An 18,560-nucleotide genomic window follows, 5' to 3' on the forward strand; every position below is an offset into this window, starting at 1 on the left:
TTCCCCCTATTCTGTCAGCTCTAAAAGTACCTCTCCCTCGTCAACAAAGTCCCCCTCCGCCTTATACACTTTACTGATCACACCTGCTTCTTCTGCAACAATGGGAATCTCCATTTTCATCGATTCTAAGATGGCGACTTCCTGTCCTTTTTGCACATCATCACCCTGTTTCACAAGAAGCTTCCATAAGTTTCCGGCCATTTGTATCGTGACAGTTTTCATGAACGGTTTTCCTCCCTTTTTTTCATCAGAAAATCGGTTGTGATGCTGCCATGTAAAAAGGCAGTTGATTCGGCCATTTCCTTTAAAAGCGGTACATTGGTTTTGATCCCTTCTATTTCATATGCTTGTAATGCTGCTTTTAATCGTTCTATGGCGAGTTTTCGGGTATCACCGTACACAATCATTTTCGCAATCATTGGATCGTAAAATGGGGTAATGACACTTCCACTCGTTACGCTTGACTCATGACGGATGTATGGGGCATCAGGTGTAGAAAGCCGAGTGATCGTGCCTGGCGAAGGGTAAAATGTCACAGGGTCTTCAGCGTATATTCTAACTTCAATCGCATGCCCAATTTGATGAATATCCTCTTGGCTAAAAGACAGGGGCTCTAATGCTGCAATTTTTAGCTGCTCCTCGACAAGGTCAATCCCGGTAATTTCTTCAGTGACAGGGTGTTCTACTTGCAATCTCGTATTCATTTCTAAGAAATAAAATTGCTGGTTTTGATCGACTAAACATTCAATCGTGCCCGCATTTTCATACCCAATCGCTTTGGCAGCTTTGACGGCCATCTGTCCCATTTGCTGTCTCACCGTTTCTTCAAGACAGACGGCTGGTGCCTCTTCAACAATTTTCTGATGTCTTCTTTGGAGTGAACAATCTCTTTCAAATAAGTGAACGCCGTGACCGAACGAATCAAAAAGAACTTGAATTTCGATGTGCCGTGCGTGTTCAATTACCTTTTCCATGTACAACGTACCGTCTTGAAAGAAACTTTGTGCTCTTTTTTGATTTCCTTCAAACGCTCGATGCAGCTCTTCGTCGTTGCGGACGAGCTGCATACCAATCCCGCCGCCACCACTCGATGCTTTTAGCATAATGGGATAGCCGAGTGTCTGTGCTTTATGAACACCTTCGTCTGCATCATGGAGCGGGGCTGAAACACCAGGAACGATTGGGATGCCCGCTTGTTCCATCGTTTTTCTCGCTTCAATTTTATTTCCCATCTGCTGAATGACTTGTGCAGATGGTCCAATAAAGGCAATGCCTTCGCTCCGGCAGCGTTCAGCAAATGCCGCATTTTCTGATAAAAGACCATACCCCGGGTGGATAGCATCAGCATTTGTTTGTTTGGCAACCTTAATGATCGCTTCCATGTTTAAATAGCTTTCAGAAACTTTAGCGCCGCCGATATAATAGGCGCTGTCTGCTTCTTCCACATGAAGTGCATGCTGATCAGCCTCTGAATAAACGGCAACGGTTTTGATTCCGAGCCGTTTACATGTCCGAATCACTCTACGGGCAATTTCGCCTCGATTGGCGATCAATACTTGTTCAAACATCGCTGCCTTCACTCCTTTATTAGATCAAGCGCCTGCTTTTTCAAGCGGAATTTCTGAATTTTGCCTGAGGCGGTCATTGGGTACTCATCTGTAATGAAAAAGTATTTCGGGATTTTGTAGCGTGCCATTTTCGACTGACAATAGCTCGTTAATGTCTCAATTGAGACCGACTTCCCTTGTTTCAGCCGAATGAATGCGGCTGCTTCCTCGCCGTATGTTTCGTCAGGAATACCAACAACCTGTGCGTCAAGAATGGCAGGGTGAGTGTATAGGACATCCTCAATCTCTTTTGGGTACACATTCTCTCCGCCTCTGATGATCATATCTTTGAGCCGGCCTGTGATTTTCACATAACCGTCATGATCCATCTCAGCTAAATCCCCTGTATGAAGCCATCCGTCCTCATCAATGACTTCATTTGTTGCTTCTTCGTTTTTATAATAGCCCTTCATGACATGGTAACCTCTTGTACAAAGCTCTCCTTGCTGTCCTCTTGGCACTTCTTCTGATGTCCCTGGTAAAGCAATTTTGACTTCAATTTGAGGAAGCGCACGCCCGACCGTTTGAACGCGTCTTTCAAACGAATCATCGGTTCTTGTTTGGGTAATGACGGGTGAACTTTCGGTTTGACCATAGGCAATCGTGAGCTCTCTCAGTCCCATTTTTTCAATGACTGCTTTCATGACGTGGGATGGGCAGAGTGAACCGGCCATAATCCCCGTTCGTAATGTGGACAGGTCATAAGAGTGGAAATTTGGATGATCGAGCTCTGCGATGAACATGGTTGGTACACCGTGAAGAACCGTGCATTTTTCTTTTTCTACTGTTTGAAGGACTCGTTCTGGATGGAATGATTCAAGTGGAATGATCGTTCCCCCTTTTGTGAGACAAGCAAGTACACCAAGAACAGAGCCGAAGCAATGAAAAAACGGTACTGGGATACACATACGGTCCTGCTCTGTTAATTTCATACAATCTGCGATCTGACTCGCATTACAGACGATGTTTGTGTGGCTGAGCATGACGCCTTTTGGATAGCCGGTTGTGCCTGAAGTGTACTGCATATTAATAACGTCATCAGGCGTGAGCTCATTCAATCGCTTCTCCCATTGATGATCTTCGGTTCTTTTGGCTGCCACTTGAAGACGATCCCAGCTGAGCATGCCGTTTGGTACATGCTGACCGATATAGATACATCTTTTTAAATAAGGAAATTGTGTGGAAGTGATCTCCTCTTGATGAGCGGTTTGAAGTTCTGGAATCAGCTCTTCAAGCATGTTGACATAGGACGTTTCTTTAAAGCCGTCTACAATAAACAACATTTTGCTGTCAGAATGCTTGAGTAAATAGGCGAGTTCCTGTGATTGAAAATTGGTATTCACAGTGACAAGAACAGCACCAATGGAGGCGCAGGCAAATTGAAGAATGAGCCATTCAGGTATATTTGGTGCCATAATGGCGATGTGATCTCCCTTTTGAACCCCTAATGCCATGAGACCTTTACCTGTTGCCTTGACCTCTCGATAAAACGCTTCGTACGAATAACGCAAAGAACGTTCTGGGTAAACAATGGCTTCATGTGCTGGATGCTGTTCTTTTTTTTCTCTTAATAGGGAGCCAATCGTTTGCGGGTGAATCGACATCATTGCTTTCCTCCCTCATGTGTAGTAAGCGTTTTCATTAAGGTATTACGCTAACAGCTGTCTTGCAATCACGAGCCGCTGAATTTCAGAGGTTCCTTCTCCGATTTCCATCAGCTTGGCATCTCTCACAAGCCGTTCAACACCGCATTCTTTCATATAGCCTGTTCCGCCATGAATTTGGACCGCATCAAGACTTGCTTTTGTGGCCATTTCTGAAGCAAACAGTTTGGCATAGGCCGCTTCTTTTGTAAATGGTTTGCCTTGATCTTTCAGCCAAGCGGCTTTCCAGACCATTTGTCTTGCAAGCTCTATTTGCATCGCCATATCCGCCAGCTTAAACTGAATGGCCTGGAAGGATGAGAGCGTCTGCCCAAATTGCTTTCTTTCTTTTGCATAGGAAAGTGAAGCATCAAGTGCCGCTTGCGCAATTCCGACAGATAAGGCTGCAATGGAAATTCGTCCGCCGTCTAATGTATATAAAAATTGCTTGAATCCTTTCGATTTGTCTCCCAATATATGATGCGCTGGTACACGTACTTCGTCTAAAATGATTTCAGCCGTATCTGAACCGCGAACCCCCATTTTGTCATATGGATTTGTAATCGACAGTCCCTTTTGCCCTTTCTCCACAATAAAGGCGGAGATGATCGGATGTCCGTTTTCATCATGATCTGTCACAGCGGTGACAATAATCGTTCTGGCATAATTGGCATTGGTGATCCAGCACTTTTCCCCACTGATGACATATTCTTGTCCGTCTTTAATGGCTTTTGTTTTTGTTCCTTTTGCATCTGATCCGGCGTTTGGTTCTGTTAATCCGAAGGAGCCAAGCGCTGTTCCAGAGGCTAATGGAACAAGATGGTCCATCTTTTGCTCCTCCGTCCCGAAGTAATAAAGTGGACTTGCGCCTAAGGAAACCGCTGCGGCATAACTTAAACCTGTACTTGCACACTGTTTTCCAATTTCTTCTACTGCCAGTGCATATGAGATCGTATCTCCTCCAGAACCTCCATATTTCTCTGGAAAGGGTATACCCATAAAACCGAGCTCCCCCATTTTTTGAAATGTTTTTACGGGAAATGCTGCCTGTTCATCAACTGTTTGAGCGTGTGGTGCAATTTCTGTTTTTGCAAATTCTTTGACCATCTGACGGATCATTTGCTGCTCTTTCGTTAATTCAAAATCCATTTTGCTTCCCCCTTTGGCGCTTTTCTATCATATTTATTAATCAAATAGCTGCTTCATGCCAAGCTTGATTGAATTCAGAAAATTAAAATAAAAATAGTAGAAAAATAGAGAAAGCAAAAAAGCATAAATGGAGGAAAACCCTCATTTATGCTGTCTTTGTTATTTTACTGTTTTTGTAGAAGGCTTGCTTTCATGATGAAGGCGATTGAGTGCCGTCACTTTGTAGGTATAGCTCTTCTTTTGATTGGCTAAAATGTCTTTCGTATGTGTGAAGGAGCCTGTTTCTTTTCTGACCGTTTGCACAAATTCGTATGTCCCTTTATTCGACAATCGATAGACTGCATAATAGGATGCACTAGAGTGCGGATCATTTTGTATCTGTAAAACTGCACCATCCTCTGTCTTTTTCACAGATTGAATGATTGGTTTTTTTGGCGCTTTTTGATGAAGCCATGGCATCTCTGGTATGAGAGCTGGTTTGCTATAGGTTTCTTCTATTAATCGTGTCTTTACATTCAAGGGATTCCGATTGATATCTTTCAGACTAAAATGCATGCTTCCTTGTACGAGCTGTGACTGCCTGTTCAGCTCGATCTGGCGAAAATACTCCTCGTGATCAGACCAAGCAGGATCACTGTTTTGATTGATTTTATACGTCGCTTGACCAATGTACAAATGAACAGGTTGCCCCTTCACTTCATTTGACCACCATTTCGTCAGCACATCATAGGCAGCGGGCTGAAAGCCAATACTCCAATAAATTTGCGGGGTGATATAATCGATATGGTGCTGCTGTATCCATTCTCTTGTATCAGCATACAAATCATCATAATTGGTCATCCCTGCTGTTGTGTTTGAACCGGTTGGGTCATCTTTTATGTTGCGCCATACACCAAATGGGCTAATACCAAATTTCACATACGGCTTTTCTTTCTTAATGGTGTCATTGATCTGCTTCACTAGCTCGTTCACATTATCCCTTCGCCAATCTTCTATATGAGTGAACTTCTTCCCGTAAGTTTCATACGTTTCTTGATCTGGAAATGGCACACCAGCGATTTTATTCGGGTAAAAATAATCATCCATATGCACCGCATCAATATCGTAGTTTTTCACTACTTCCTCTATCCCGTCAACAATGAAGTCCTGAGCATCAGGAATGCCTGGATTAAAGTAAAGCTGATTTCCGTAGGCGATGGTCCACTCAGGGTGTGCTTTTGCAGGATGATCGTCTGATAACCGGTTGAGATCGGTATGATTCATGGTGATTCGATAAGGGTTAAACCAAGCATGAAATTCAAGGCCACGTTTATGTGCTTCTTCTATCATAAATTCAAGCGGGTCATATCCAGGGTCTTTCCCTTGTGTACCAGTCAAATATTCAGACCATGGCCCGAATTTCGATGGATAAAAGGCATCTGCTGTTGGTTTAATTTGCATGATGACGGCGTTCATATTCATCGCTTTGATGTCGTCTAACAGTTGAATGAATTCTTGTTTCTGCTCATCTCTGGGCAGTCCTTTCTTTGAAGGCCAATCTAAGTTATAAACCGATGCAACCCACACTGCACGCATCTCTCTTGTGCTCTCAAGCTTTCCTTTTGGCATCGAACGAGCTAGACTGCTAGACGGAATCAATAAGAAGACACCCATGAAAACTAGTGTCAGAACCGTCATACTGATCTTTTTCAGCATGTTGTGCATCACCTCATATTAAGTTTATTCTGCGTTTTGTGATGGAATGCCAGCAGATGGTGTAAGCAAGATGTTTTTTACTTTAAGCAGCTGAGCTTGCGGGACGGCGCAGGCTTCTACTAAATACCGCTCTGCATTTCCGTATGTATCCATCATCTCATTCAGTACATCTTCGAGATAATCTTGCTGCACACCAAGCAGGGGTTGAATTTGTTCTTTTGACACCCGATATAAACTCATCATACGAACAAATCGTTCTTGTCTTTTCACTAGCATTTTCACGCCTTCATTGGAACGCATGTATTCACTTAAAACGGTATGCACCGGCACACCCGTTGCTAATTGAATAAGAGCAGATAAAAAGCCTGTACGGTCCTTTCCGCTTGTACAGTGAAGCATAAGTGGATAATTTTTTTCATCTGACAGTAGAGTAAACAATTGCTGAATCTCTTTTTTTCGCTCATAGAGCATGCTTTGATATACATCTTTCATGATCGGTGTAAAGGATAGAGATTTTCCTTCTGCTATCAGCATACGAAACATGGTCCATTTGCTAGGCATCATGCTGTCAGGCTGCATAGGGATATGAACAATTTTGTCATGTTCCATGATCTTTGGCGGGTGTGATTTTCGTTCTGAGCTTGTACGCAGGTCACAAATCGTTTGAATTCCAAGTGTTGAGAACGTCAATATGTCTTGCTTCGTGAGACGTGATAAATCGGCAGATCGATAAATCATTCCTTGTTTGATGACCATCTGATCCGTTGTTTGGAGTCCCCCTACCTCTCTAAAATTTGCTAGCTTTGAAAATTGTATGTTGTGCTCATTCATAGAAGTGAAAATCCTTTCTATCCTCTTTTCTCTATCATACGCTTTTATGAAAAATGAGAAAAGATAAGAGAAAAAGATCATTCAATTCTCCCATGTTGATCAGTGACATCTTTTACGTGGAATTATTGTTATAATAGAATCAGCATATTCGTATTGATTGGAGATTGTAGCATGATAAAAACAAAACGTATTCAGCAAATAAAAGAGTATGTATTTGACCGGGAATCTGCCTCTCTTGATGAGCTTGTGACGCATTTTGGCGTCTCAAAAAACACCATACGCCGAGATGTACAAGCATTGGTAGAATCCGGCGTGCTAAAGAAAGTGTACGGCGGCGTCGCTGTGAACCACTCAACGTTGGTGGTGTATCAGGAGCGAAAGACTCGTCAGCTGAGTAAAAAACAAATGATCGGACAGGCTGCCGCCGCTTTTGTTGAACATGGTGATATGATTTTTGTTGATTCTGGTACAACGACACTGGAGATGCTTCCCTATTTGAAGGAGAAACAGATTACCGTTGTGACAAATAACGTGGATTTCATTACACAGGCTATGCCTTATGAACACCTCACCATCTTTTCAACCGGGGGTATGCTAGAGCGAAAGACAAATTCTTTCGTTGGTTATCAAAGTGTTGAGCGTCTAAAAGCATACAATGTCAATAAAGCATTTATTGCATCAACTGGTTTATCCATTGATCATGGCGTCACGAATTCCTCCCCGCTTGAGACAGATATTAAAAAAACGCTCGTTGAAAAAAACGCCAAAACCTTTTTATTAGTCGATGATAGTAAGTTCGACCATTATGCCTTGACCACGTTTTGTGACTTAAAAGACATAGACATCGTCGTGACGAACGAACAACCAAATGAAGATTACCTTCAATATGGAAAAGAGCATGATGTGAAGTTTGTCACGCCTTAGTCCAGAGCGAAAAAGCCAAGCGCCAATGTTTTGGCTTTTTTCTTATGCGCAAAAGAGTGAAACGGCGAAGTGTTGGTTACATTATGATTGTACATTTAACACATATTTGGAGGTTGACCTGATGCCGTTGTTACGATTTGACGTGATAGAAGGCCGTTCAAAAGAGGAATTAAAAAAACTGCTGGACACTTGCCATGAAGCAATGGTTGATGCCTTTGGGGTACCTGAACGAGATCGCTATCAAATTGTTCATCAGCACCGCCCTGAAGAGATGATGATTGAAGACACTGGGCTTGGTTATCCGAGAACAAAAGATCTTGTTGTCATTAGTGTTGTCAGTAAACAGCGGACGAAAGAGCAAAAGGAACAGCTTTATGCACAAATCGCAGAACGTGTAGAAAAAGAATGCGGGGTTGCCAAGACGGATGTGATGATCTCCATCGTGGAAAATGGAGACGCCGATTGGAGCTTCGGGATGGGTGAGGCTCAATTCATAAGAGGATTGCTCTAAAAAACGGCTCAGGAATTTGAGCCGTTTTTTGATTCATTCATTTTCAAGCTGCATGAGCAAGTTGAATAAATAGCGGTACACTGCTGAGATCACACCAATCAAAGGTGTATCTTCTTTGATGTCCTCTAGTTCAAGAAGCGGAATGTTGACATCAAATAACCCGTCTTGTCCATTAAATTGAAGCTGAGCACCATTTAATGTTGAGAGCATCTCTTTTAGTAATCCAGTATCTTTTTTAGGACGCTTCAATCCGAATAACACGGTATACGTCTGAAATACTTCATCCCATTCAATGGCAAGTCCGTCGGCTCTCACCACATCAAACCACTTCGACTCGATGTAAATGAATTCTTTTTGTTGTTTTTTTACGTATGTAAGAGGTGTATTTAAAAAGGAAGCATTTTCTGTTTGGATCATTTCCTCCGATTCCTTGTCTACACGTTCTATATAAACATCAGCAAAGCGTGCTTCTTCTGTCATTTTTGCCCCTTCTAGCGGCCAATTTTGACTTGCGGCTTTGTTATATTCAAAGTCGGTGAGCGCCTGCCCTTCTTTCAGTAAATCTTGTAAGCGATTTTGCAGTGACATGGCTGTGTCTCCTTTCATCTACTTCATATGCGTTTTTTATTTTAGCATAACATATGAAAAGAAAGATATGCCTGAGCATATGATGGTATGATAGTGTAAAAAGAAACATCTCGGAGGGGACCGTTTTGCTCACAATGACACTGGCAGAAAAAATCGTAGATGAGGTCAAAAAGGTACTGACGGAAGAAATCATCATCACACAAACAAACGGTACTATTATTGCTGCAACAGATCCAGCACGCATTGGTCAATTTCATGAAGGAGCATATGTCACATCCTTAGAAGGGCAGAAACGAATTCTCACAAAGGATGATGTGCTGCAGATGAAAGGCGTCAAAGCCGGTATCAATCTGCCTATTTATTTTAAACAAGAAGTCATTGGGGTCATTGGAATGACAGGCGATCCAAGGCATGTGTCCCCTTTTGGCGACATTTTACGTAAAATGACAGAGCTGCTCATTCAAGAACATGAATTTTTTCAAGAAACGGAAACAGATGAACGGCAGCTTGAAGCCTTTGTGTTCGACTGGCTTCATCTGCCAGAGACAGCGGTTGATATGACCGATAAAGCGCAGCGGCTTGGCCTTGATGTCAACAAGCAGCGTGTCGCTATTCTCATTGATTGTCAAGATGAATCGTTTATGAAGCAGGATCAATACAAACTGATGAAGGACAAATTGCACCTGACCAATCAGGAGATCATTGTGCGCTGGGGGCATGCACGTTTTTTGCTCATGCTGCAAGCCACACCAGATGGTCGTGATACATGGCACAAGCGCCTGTTCCATATTCATGCTGCGCTTGCAGCGCTCTCACCAACGAGGGTTTTCATTGGTGCGGGAAAACCAGCAGCTTCTCATTTCATGAAGCAGTCCTTTCACCAAGCCTTTCGCGCTTTAAAATTGGCGCATGCTGAAACACCCATTGTGTTTGATGAAGATTTGACACTTGAACTTTTTATGGAGGAAATCAGTCAGGAAACAAAAGATGCGTTTCTTGATCGAACGATTGCGTCCCTTTTCCCCTATCCTGAACTAGTGAAAACTTTGCGGGTACTCATCGCTTCGGATTACTCATTGAAACATACAGCCGAAGCCATGCATGTCCATATTAATACACTTCATTACAGATTAAAACGAATCCAGGATTTAACCACACTTGATCCAAAGCGCATGCAAGATGCGATGCTTTTTTATTTGGCATTGCTGCTTTTAGATCATGATACAAAAAATACGATAAAACAGCCTGATATTTTGTAGAATCGTCCATAGGCATGTGACGGTTCTTTTTTTATACTGATAGAAACGAGACGTTAAATGAACGGGAGTGATTGTATATGCTGGATTCAGAATTTTCAAATCAATTAAAAGAGATTGTCGGTGCGTCCTATGTTCAAGACAGCAAGGCAGATCGTCTTGCCTACTCTTATGATGCGACACCAAATTTTCAACATATGCCAGATGCGATCGTGCGGCCTCACAAGGCTGAAGAAGTGCAGCAAATTGTGAAACTGTGCGCCTCTTACAAGGTGCCGATCGTCCCAAGAGGCTCAGGGACGAATCTTTGCGCAGGAACATGCCCTACTCAGGGCGGATTGGTGATTCTCTTTACTAGAATGAACCAACTCTTAGAAATAGACGAAGAAAACCTCACCGCAACGGTGCAGCCTGGCTTAATTACGCAGGAGTTGATTCATCAAGTAGAGGAAAAAGGCCTCTTCTACCCACCTGATCCAAGTTCTATGAAAATTTCCACATTAGGCGGCAATATTAACGAAAATTCAGGGGGGCTGCGGGGGTTAAAGTATGGAGTGACAAGGGATTATGTCCTTGGGCTTGAAGTGGTTTTGCCAAATGGTGACATCATCAAAACAGGCGGAAAGCTTGCAAAAGATGTCGCTGGATATGATATGACTCGATTGTTCGTTGGTTCAGAAGGAACACTCGGGATTGTCACAGAAGCAGTGCTAAAGCTCCTGCCGCTTCCAGAAACGAAACAAACAATGCTTTGTTTATACGAAAGCCTTGAAGAAGCTGCGACTTCTGTATCGGCCGTCATTGCTGAGCGTATCATTCCTGCTACATTAGAATTTATGGATCAGCCGACCCTTGAAGTTGTTGAAGATTTTGCAAACATCGGCCTGCCTACTGACGTTCAAGCTGTGTTATTAATTGAACAGGACGGCAACCCTGAAGCTGTTTCTCGTGATATCCAAAAAATCGCAGAAGTCTGTGAGCAGCACGGGGCTAAAAGCGTCAAGATCGCACATTCAGAAGAAGAGGCAAGTGCGCTCTTAACAGCGAGACGCTCTGCTTTATCTGCCCTCGCTCGATTAAGTCCTACAACGATTTTAGAAGATGCGACCGTTCCCCGGTCTGAAATTGCCAATATGGTTCGTGCAATCGAAGACATTGCACGAAAGTACGAGGTGAACATTTGTACGTTTGGTCATGCAGGTGATGGCAACTTACACCCCACTTGTGCGACAGATGCAAGAAATGAAGAAGAAATGAAACGTGTAGAAGCTGCCTTTCAGGCCATTTTTGAAAAAGCCGTTGCACTTGGCGGCACGATTACAGGCGAACATGGCGTTGGTCTCATGAAAGCCCCCTATTTGGAGCTAAAGGTCAAAAAAGAAGGAATCGCTGCAATGAAGGCGATTAAACAGGCACTTGACCCGGCACATATCATGAACCCAGATAAAGTGTTTGGAAAAGCCTCGAGAAAGCGGGTGGTGGTCTGATGAGTTCTTCTTCTAAGCAAAAAGAGATCCAGCAGCAGTTTCAGGAGCAAATGGATGAAAAGGAGCTGCTTAATTGCATGCGCTGCGGATTCTGCCTCCCTTCCTGCCCTACCTATATTGAATCTGGACAACAAGAAACGCACTCCCCTCGGGGCCGAATTGCGTTAATGAAAGCTGTAAGAGATGGCGTCATTGAGCCAGATGAAGATGTTGAACATTCCCTTAATCTTTGTCTTGGTTGCCGTGCATGTGAACCAGTCTGCCCATCTGGCGTCAAGTATGGACAGCTGCTAGAAGATGCAAGAGACATTATTCAACAACATAAAAAACAATCATTTCCTGTCAAATTGATGAGACGTGTTGTGTTTAAAGGTCTCTTTCCTTCACAAAGTCGTATGCGACAAGCTGCTAGTTTTCTTCGATTTTATCAAACATCTGGTCTGCAAACAGCCGCCAGGAAGACTCGCATACTGAAGGTGCTTCCCTCCCATTTACAGTTGATGGAACAGGCACTTCCAAAGGTGCCGCCTCAAAAGAAAAAACGTTTGAATGAATATAAAGCCATTGGTCAGGCAAAAAAAAGGGTGGCGTTTTTTACTGGCTGTTTAATGGATACAGTTTTCTCAAACACAAACAAAGCGACCATTCATCTCTTGCAGCTGGCAGGCTGCGATGTGATCATTCCTCCTATACAAACGTGCTGCGGCGCGCTACATGGTCATAGCGGAGAAAAAGACCAAGCAAAACAGTTAGCTAAGCGGAATATTGAAGCATTCGAGGAAACAGATGCCGATGCGATTGTCATGAACGCGGGCGGCTGCGGCGCCTTTTTAAGTGAATACGGTCATTTGCTTCAGGATGATCCAAATTTTCAAAAACGAAGTAAAGCCTTCTCACAGAAAATAACCGATATATCAAGCATCCTTGTGGAGCTGGAGTTTCACCGCCGCGTGCCACTGGCTTTGCCAGCGCAAGTGATCACTTATCAAGACTCCTGTCATTTACGAAATGGGATGAATGTACAACAGGCGCCGAGGGTGCTCATGAAAGCCATTCAAGGGGTAACGTTTAAAGAAATGAAAGATGCCGGCCGCTGCTGCGGATCTGCAGGAATCTACAATATCTTGCAGCCAGACATGTCGATGCAAATTTTAGATCATAAAATGACTGAAGCGAGCAATACAGCTGCAGCTGCCATTGTGACGTCGAATCCAGGCTGTCAATTACAAATGGCAGCAGGCGTCAAAAAGGCAGGACATATGCCTAGCATGAGAGCGATTCATCTGGCTGACTTTTTATTAGAAGCCGTTCAATATGGAAAAAAAGCGTCCAGCTCATGAAGCTGAACGCTTTTTTTATGCATATCTTCAGACGATTGGTTGGATAATAGAGGCAAATCGCGGAAGGAGATGGTTCAAGTGCTGAAGAAAAACAAATCAAAACAGAAAGACCCGAATTCAGTATTTGAGGCACTATCGCGTTCCTCTGATTTTATCAATGAATTATCAAGTTCCGGAGGTTTCCTTTATAGAATCTCTTTTTTTCGTTCTTTAATTAATGGCAATCTCCTTCATGAACAAATCTTGCCTTTTATTCAACAATTGCATCTGACACCCACCCTTGAAGAGCTGAAAGAACACATCCCAATTGAACAAGCTGTGATTACGAATGACCTTCAAAAAGTGGAAGAAGCTCTTCATCGAGGCAGTATTGCTGTTCGAATTGAGACAGACTGGGGCAAAGCGCTCCTTTTGCCGATTGAAGAAAAGAAAGGCAGACAAGTGAGCCAACCTGAGATTGAATTCGGAATCATTAGTGCGCAGGAAGCATTTGTGGAAGGGCTGGACACAAACTTAAACTTGATTAGGCGCAGACTGCCCACTCCTGACCTTAAAGTAGTTGAACACACAGTTGGTACCCTTTCTCAAACGAAAGTAGCCGTTGTATACATAGAGAATATCGCCAACCCGCAGAACATTGAAACCGTTCTTCAGCGGGTTCAAGATGTTGACTACGACCAAATTCTAGATTCTAATTATCTTGCGCAAATGCTTTATGATGTGTCCAATACAATCTTTCCATTGTTTTTAAATACAGAACGGCCAGACAGGGTTTCCTCAGGTTTAACGGAAGGAAAAATAGCCATTATGGTTGACGGTTCGCCTCATACCCTGCTTGCACCTACAATTTTACTCGAGTATTTTTCTACAATGGAAGACTATAACATGTCTTGGATCGCAGCATCCTCCTTTCGGCTGTTACGCATTTTTGCAGTGATATTTTCTATTTTTGCAACCCCTTTGTATGTAGCAGTTTTAACGTTTCACTATGAACTGATTCCTAAGGACTTATTAGAAACGATTGTCGCATCACGCTATCTCGTACCCTTTCCGCCTATTATTGAAGCATTATTTTTAGAGATATCGATTGAGCTACTTAGGGAAGCCGGGTCTCGCCTTCCTGCAAAAGTCGGACAGACGCTTGGTATTGTTGGAGGTATTGTGATCGGACAGGCTGCGGTTGCAGCGGGATTAACAAGTAATATCCTGCTCATTATCGTCGCATTATCAGCTCTTGCCTCTTTTGTCACCCCTATATATAAAATGGGGACGACCATTCGTCTCTTACGTTTCCCATTTCTTTTTGCTGCACAAGTGTGGGGAGCGCTAGGGATTTCGCTAATGGGGGCTTTTCTTCTTACACATTTAATGAAATTAACGTCTATAGGCCAGCCTTACTTAGAGCCAATCTTTCCACTTCGATTGGCCGATTTAAAAGGTAGTTTGATTCGGCCCCAACTCCGCTTTTTGAAAAAACGTCCAGAAAATTTACGTCCGCAAAATGAAACGATACACCGCCAAAAGCCAAAGCAAGGCCGTAAGGGGAAAAATGATTTTTATGAATAAGGAAGTGAAGGCATGAGCTCTTCTTCTGTGAAAGAAAAATTTCAAGTATCCCCTTTTTTTGTGTTTTTTCTGATCAATGCCAATCAAGTAGGTGTTGGTATTTTAAATTTCCAGACGAATCTTGTGCGGACGATTAATAATGATGGGTGGATCGCCATTTTAATTGCTGGTGCAAGCGTCAATTTGATGATCTTCCTCATTTACTTTTTGTTTAAAAAAGCACCTACTGACGAATTTAGTGACATTACGCAATCTGTGTTTGGTAAATGGCTCGGACAATTCATCAACATTCTCTACATTTTGTATTTTTCTTCATTGTCTTTGATTGTGCTTGTTCATTATATGGATGTAATCCATGTTTGGCTGTTTAAAGAAATTCCCGGTCTTCTATTTGCATCAGTGCTACTCATTCTTGTCTATTACATTCACACAGGCGGATTTAGAACAATCGCTGGCTGGGCATTCTTTAGCATTGTCCTAACGTACTGGATGACCTTTATCTGCTTTTATGTCATGAAATATAGTCACATCCGGTTTATGTTCCCCATGTTTGATCATTCATTTTCACAACTCATGATGGGGGTCAAAGATGCCTCTTTATCCATGTTTGGTTTTGGAACATTGCTTGTCTATTATCCCTTTATTAAAAAAGCACAAACGTCGCAAAAATTTGCACATATGGGAGTGTTGCTGACTACATGCCTGAATTTGCTTGTATTTCTCGTCTCTATAGCGTACTACTCAAGTGCTCAGCTCGAACTAACGAAATGGCCAACATTGACATTAACCAGCATTGTCAAACTTCCGTTTATCCAGCGCTTTGAATTTATTGAAGTGTCACTATGGCTTTTGCTTATCGTTCCAAATATCGCCATTCCATTATGGGCAGCCAGCAGAATGGCAAAACAAGTGTTTCACACGAGCCAACGCATGACGTTAATTGTTCTCAGCCTTCTCATTCTCGTCATGTTTTCATTTTTGATCGAGGCCACCTCTTTTGAGACGTTTAATAAATGGGTGGAATATAGCGGATATATCCTCATATATGGATTGACTGGATGTATGATCATTGGGCTGCTGCTGAAAAAAAGGTGGGTGAAAAAACGCGCATGAAACATTATATTCTCGTGTGTCTCATGTTATTGAGCCTTTTCTTAACGAGCTGTGCACAGCCTCGTCTCTTAGATGAATTAAGTATCTCGCAGGCAGCGGGATTTGACTTATTGGATGATGGAGAAATGAAGGGCTTCTTTGTTTTCCCTGTTTTTAAAAGCGAAGAACAAGGAAGCTATCAAATTGTAAGTGCTAAGTCAAATACCATTAGTAATATTCAGTTTCTTGTGTCGGAAAAATCGCCTTTCCCCGTTGTCATGGGACAAGTACTCGTGATTTTAATAAGTGAAAAGCTGGCGAAAGAAGTGGGTATGATTGATTTGATGAATTACATTTATCGTGATCCGATCATTGGGTCCCGTCAAGTATTTGCCATAGTAGGCGGAGAAGTTGAAGATTTGTTGTATACAAAGATGAATCAAACCAACTTAAATATCGGTGTATATCTTTCAGATTTGCTGGCCCAAAACATGCGAAATGGCAATCAACCTGTGACCAATCAGCATATTTTTATGAATCAGATGATGGCAAAAGGCGTGGATGCCTACCTCCCTTACATTAAAAATACAAGCAACTCTATTAAAGTGTCAGGTGTCGCTCTTTTTGATCAAGAAAAAATGGTTGGGCATATTCCAGGGGAAGATACGTTTACGTTTAAAGCGATGATTGAAAATCATAAAAATGGGATTTATGAGTTTCGATTTAATGACACAAAGAAAACCCATGTTGTCATTGAAAATATCAAATCACATGTGTCTTATCACATTAAACCAACTGAAAACCTTTCAAAAAAGCCTCATATCACCATTGATATCAAGCTGAAAGGTGAGTTAAAAGAATTTATGAAATCAAAAAAAATCGATACGCCTTCTATCTTGCAGCATGTTGAAAAAGAAGTGGAGAAGCGTGTGGCCCAGCAAGGAAAAGACCTTGTTCAATCCTTTAAAAAGCAAAAAATTGATCCACTTGGACTTGGTTTGAGATATCGCTCTAAAGATAAAGCCATGACACCGGAGAAATGGCAAAAAATCTACCCTGATGCAGATGTCCAAGTGAATTGTCATATGAACATTGTCCAAACGGGTGTCAGCCAATAAAAAAGCCTGTATGAAAAGGTTCTCCCTTCTCGTACAGGCTTTTTTAATCTTCATCTTTTACATCCGGATCCTCAGGGATTGGTTCATTTAAGATGTCTTGAATGAGCTCTTTATATTGTTCTAGCTGTTTCATATGGGTTTGAAACTGCCCTTGATAAATGAGATACGATTCCCCGTCAAATACGTAACGAATCTTTTTTTGCTGGATTAATTTTTCAACATATGCTTCAGATACTTCTAAGTATTCAGCTGTTTCTCCAATTGTTAAATACATGCATGTGCACCACCGTTCGTTTCATCTTACAAATTATATCACGAGCTGGTGAAAAAACAGATATCGCTTGTTCATGTTTTTTTCATCTTTTCTTCACTGATTCGTCAACTCGCTTTTGTACAGTATTCATACACCCACTCAAACACTAGGAGGTGATGATCCTTCGCATGACAAAGAAAAATATTCGGACCTATGCCACATTTTTAACTGTAGGTGCAAGCAATACGATGATTGACTTTCTGCTCTTCTTTTTTTTAACTGCCTGCTTTGTTCCCTCTTTTCTTGCACAATGCCTGTCCTATACTGCAGGAATGCTGAACAGTTATGTTTGGAATCGAAAATGGACGTTCCAAGTAAAAAAGAAAGCTGACAGGTGGGAATGGATCAAGTGGACCACAGTCAACGGCGCAGCGTGTCTCCTCACCTATGTTGTCTTATATGTCATGCAGCAAGCAGGTTTCTCATTATTCATTAGTAAAGCGATTGGTACCCTTCTTGGCATGATGATCACTTTTACTGGAAGCCGCCTATGGGTGTTTCCATCAGAAAATAAACCATCAGAAATGGAGCGATGATTCAATGAACATCAAAAAAGCCGTTATACCAGCAGCCGGATTAGGCACACGTTTTTTACCCGCAACGAAAGCACAGCCAAAGGAAATGCTGCCGATTATCGACAAACCCGCTATTCAATACATAGTTGAGGAGGCTGTTCAATCAGGCATTGAAGATATACTAATTATCACAGGAAGAAATAAAAAATCAATTGAAGATCACTTTGACCGTTCGATTGAGCTAGAACACACGTTGCTTGAAAAAGGGAAAAATGAACAGTTAGCTGAAATCAAACATATTGCGGATATGGCCAATATTCATTATATTCGTCAAAAGGAGCCCTTAGGTCTTGGACATGCGGTATTATGTGCACGTCATTTTACTGGCAATGATCCTTTTGCGGTCCTTTTAGGTGATGATGTCATGGTGTCAGAAAGACCTGCACTCTCTCAGCTCATGGAAGTCTTTGAAGACAAACAAAGAGAGGTCATTGGCGTCCAGCAAGTGGATCGTCTAGATGTCAGTAAGTATGGTATGATAAGACCAGCTAGAGTAGACGGTCAAGTGTTTGAAGTCACAGACTTAGTGGAAAAGCCAGCTATTCATGAAGCTCCTTCCGATTTAGCCGTGATGGGCAGGTATTTGTTAACACCATCGATTTTTCCTATTCTTCAAGGAATCGAGAGAGGTGCCGGGAACGAAATCCAGCTGACAGATGCCCTGAAAATCATTGCACATGAATCACCCATTTATGCAAAACAATTAGATGGGATGAGATTTGACGTTGGTGATAAGCTGGGCTCATTTAAGGCAGCGGCTGAAATTGGATTGATGCGTCATGATATGCGGACAGCCATGCTAGCCTATATGCAAAGCATACTCATGAGAGAAGCAAAACAAGCATAGGCTCTTATAAGGATGCTT

Annotated in this window: 18 protein-coding genes; 10 read left to right on the plus strand and 8 right to left on the minus strand. The window is 42.3% G+C overall.

Annotated features, from left to right (window positions below; genetic code table 11):
* Nucleotides 1-6 precede the first annotated feature (6 nt).
* From MHI41_RS09315 to MHI41_RS09340, 6 genes are all read right to left on the minus strand, one after another.
* Nucleotides 7-222, minus strand: coding sequence for an acetyl-CoA carboxylase biotin carboxyl carrier protein subunit (locus tag MHI41_RS09315; RefSeq protein ID WP_008346646.1), 216 nt, complete (start codon nucleotides 220-222; stop codon nucleotides 7-9).
* Entirely contained in the window at nucleotides 219-1,568 is a 1,350-nt protein-coding gene (locus MHI41_RS09320; RefSeq protein ID WP_342494746.1) for an acetyl-CoA carboxylase biotin carboxylase subunit, read from the minus strand. The genes MHI41_RS09315 and MHI41_RS09320 overlap by 4 nt, the downstream gene beginning before the upstream one ends.
* An 8-nt stretch (nucleotides 1,569-1,576) precedes the next feature.
* Nucleotides 1,577-3,214, minus strand: a complete 1,638-nt coding sequence (locus tag MHI41_RS09325; protein WP_342494747.1) for an AMP-binding protein — start codon at nucleotides 3,212-3,214, stop codon at nucleotides 1,577-1,579.
* A gap of 42 nt (nucleotides 3,215-3,256) precedes the next feature.
* Entirely contained in the window at nucleotides 3,257-4,399 is a 1,143-nt protein-coding gene (locus MHI41_RS09330) for an acyl-CoA dehydrogenase family protein (RefSeq protein WP_249670123.1), read from the minus strand.
* Between the two features lie 159 nt (nucleotides 4,400-4,558).
* Nucleotides 4,559-6,094 (minus strand): family 10 glycosylhydrolase, encoded by a 1,536-nt coding sequence (locus MHI41_RS09335; RefSeq protein ID WP_342494748.1) that lies wholly within the window; start codon nucleotides 6,092-6,094, stop codon nucleotides 4,559-4,561.
* Between the two features lie 24 nt (nucleotides 6,095-6,118).
* Nucleotides 6,119-7,006 (minus strand): tyrosine-protein phosphatase, encoded by an 888-nt coding sequence (locus MHI41_RS09340; RefSeq protein ID WP_342494749.1) that lies wholly within the window; start codon nucleotides 7,004-7,006, stop codon nucleotides 6,119-6,121.
* Between the two features lie 90 nt (nucleotides 7,007-7,096).
* Between MHI41_RS09340 and MHI41_RS09345 the strand changes: the two genes are divergently transcribed.
* A complete protein-coding gene (locus tag MHI41_RS09345) occupies nucleotides 7,097-7,849 on the plus strand; it encodes a DeoR/GlpR family DNA-binding transcription regulator (protein ID WP_060832382.1) in 753 nt (250 codons plus the stop codon).
* Between the two features lie 121 nt (nucleotides 7,850-7,970).
* The gene (locus tag MHI41_RS09350; protein WP_017359513.1) at nucleotides 7,971-8,360 is read left to right on the plus strand and encodes a tautomerase family protein; all 390 of its coding nucleotides are present in this window, start codon (nucleotides 7,971-7,973) and stop codon (nucleotides 8,358-8,360) included.
* A gap of 33 nt (nucleotides 8,361-8,393) precedes the next feature.
* On the opposite strand, the gene MHI41_RS09355 is transcribed toward MHI41_RS09350, so the two are convergent.
* Nucleotides 8,394-8,948, minus strand: coding sequence for a hypothetical protein (locus MHI41_RS09355; protein WP_046527663.1), 555 nt, complete (start codon nucleotides 8,946-8,948; stop codon nucleotides 8,394-8,396).
* A gap of 125 nt (nucleotides 8,949-9,073) precedes the next feature.
* Here MHI41_RS09355 and MHI41_RS09360 point away from each other — a divergent pair, with 125 nt between their 5' ends.
* From MHI41_RS09360 to MHI41_RS09385, 6 genes are all read left to right on the plus strand, one after another.
* Nucleotides 9,074-10,207 (plus strand): sugar diacid recognition domain-containing protein, encoded by a 1,134-nt coding sequence (locus MHI41_RS09360; protein WP_336619529.1) that lies wholly within the window; start codon nucleotides 9,074-9,076, stop codon nucleotides 10,205-10,207.
* Between the two features lie 77 nt (nucleotides 10,208-10,284).
* On the plus strand, nucleotides 10,285-11,691 hold the full coding sequence (gene glcD / locus MHI41_RS09365; RefSeq protein WP_342494750.1) for a glycolate oxidase subunit GlcD: 1,407 nt from the start codon (nucleotides 10,285-10,287) through the stop codon (nucleotides 11,689-11,691).
* Entirely contained in the window at nucleotides 11,691-13,031 is a 1,341-nt protein-coding gene (locus MHI41_RS09370) for a (Fe-S)-binding protein (protein WP_342494751.1), read from the plus strand. The genes glcD and MHI41_RS09370 overlap by 1 nt, the downstream gene beginning before the upstream one ends.
* Before the next feature lie 69 nt (nucleotides 13,032-13,100).
* Nucleotides 13,101-14,597 carry a spore germination protein gene (locus MHI41_RS09375; RefSeq protein WP_342494752.1) on the plus strand — a complete coding sequence of 499 codons (1,497 nt, stop codon included), beginning with the start codon at nucleotides 13,101-13,103 and terminating at the stop codon, nucleotides 14,595-14,597.
* Nucleotides 14,598-14,609: 12 nt separating this feature from the next.
* Nucleotides 14,610-15,710, plus strand: coding sequence for a GerAB/ArcD/ProY family transporter (locus MHI41_RS09380; protein WP_007499199.1), 1,101 nt, complete (start codon nucleotides 14,610-14,612; stop codon nucleotides 15,708-15,710).
* Entirely contained in the window at nucleotides 15,707-16,807 is a 1,101-nt protein-coding gene (locus tag MHI41_RS09385; protein WP_230677016.1) for a Ger(x)C family spore germination protein, read from the plus strand. The genes MHI41_RS09380 and MHI41_RS09385 overlap by 4 nt, the downstream gene beginning before the upstream one ends.
* Nucleotides 16,808-16,850: 43 nt before the next feature.
* Here MHI41_RS09385 and MHI41_RS09390 read toward each other — a convergent pair whose 3' ends face one another.
* Nucleotides 16,851-17,081: an excisionase family DNA-binding protein gene (locus tag MHI41_RS09390; protein WP_008346618.1), complete on the minus strand. Its 231-nt coding sequence runs from the start codon at nucleotides 17,079-17,081 to the stop codon at nucleotides 16,851-16,853.
* Nucleotides 17,082-17,236: 155 nt separating this feature from the next.
* Between MHI41_RS09390 and MHI41_RS09395 the strand changes: the two genes are divergently transcribed.
* Together MHI41_RS09395 and galU are read left to right on the plus strand one after the other, a co-directional pair.
* The gene (locus MHI41_RS09395; protein ID WP_342494753.1) at nucleotides 17,237-17,656 is read left to right on the plus strand and encodes a GtrA family protein; all 420 of its coding nucleotides are present in this window, start codon (nucleotides 17,237-17,239) and stop codon (nucleotides 17,654-17,656) included.
* 4 nt (nucleotides 17,657-17,660) lie between these two features.
* Nucleotides 17,661-18,542: a UTP--glucose-1-phosphate uridylyltransferase GalU gene (gene galU / locus MHI41_RS09400; protein ID WP_017359504.1), complete on the plus strand. Its 882-nt coding sequence runs from the start codon at nucleotides 17,661-17,663 to the stop codon at nucleotides 18,540-18,542.
* The last annotated feature ends 18 nt before the right edge of the window (nucleotides 18,543-18,560 follow it).

The sequence above is a fragment of the Bacillus sp. FSL M7-0307 genome, assembly GCF_038627835.1.
GTDB lineage: Bacteria > Bacillota > Bacilli > Bacillales > Bacillaceae > Bacillus > Bacillus altitudinis.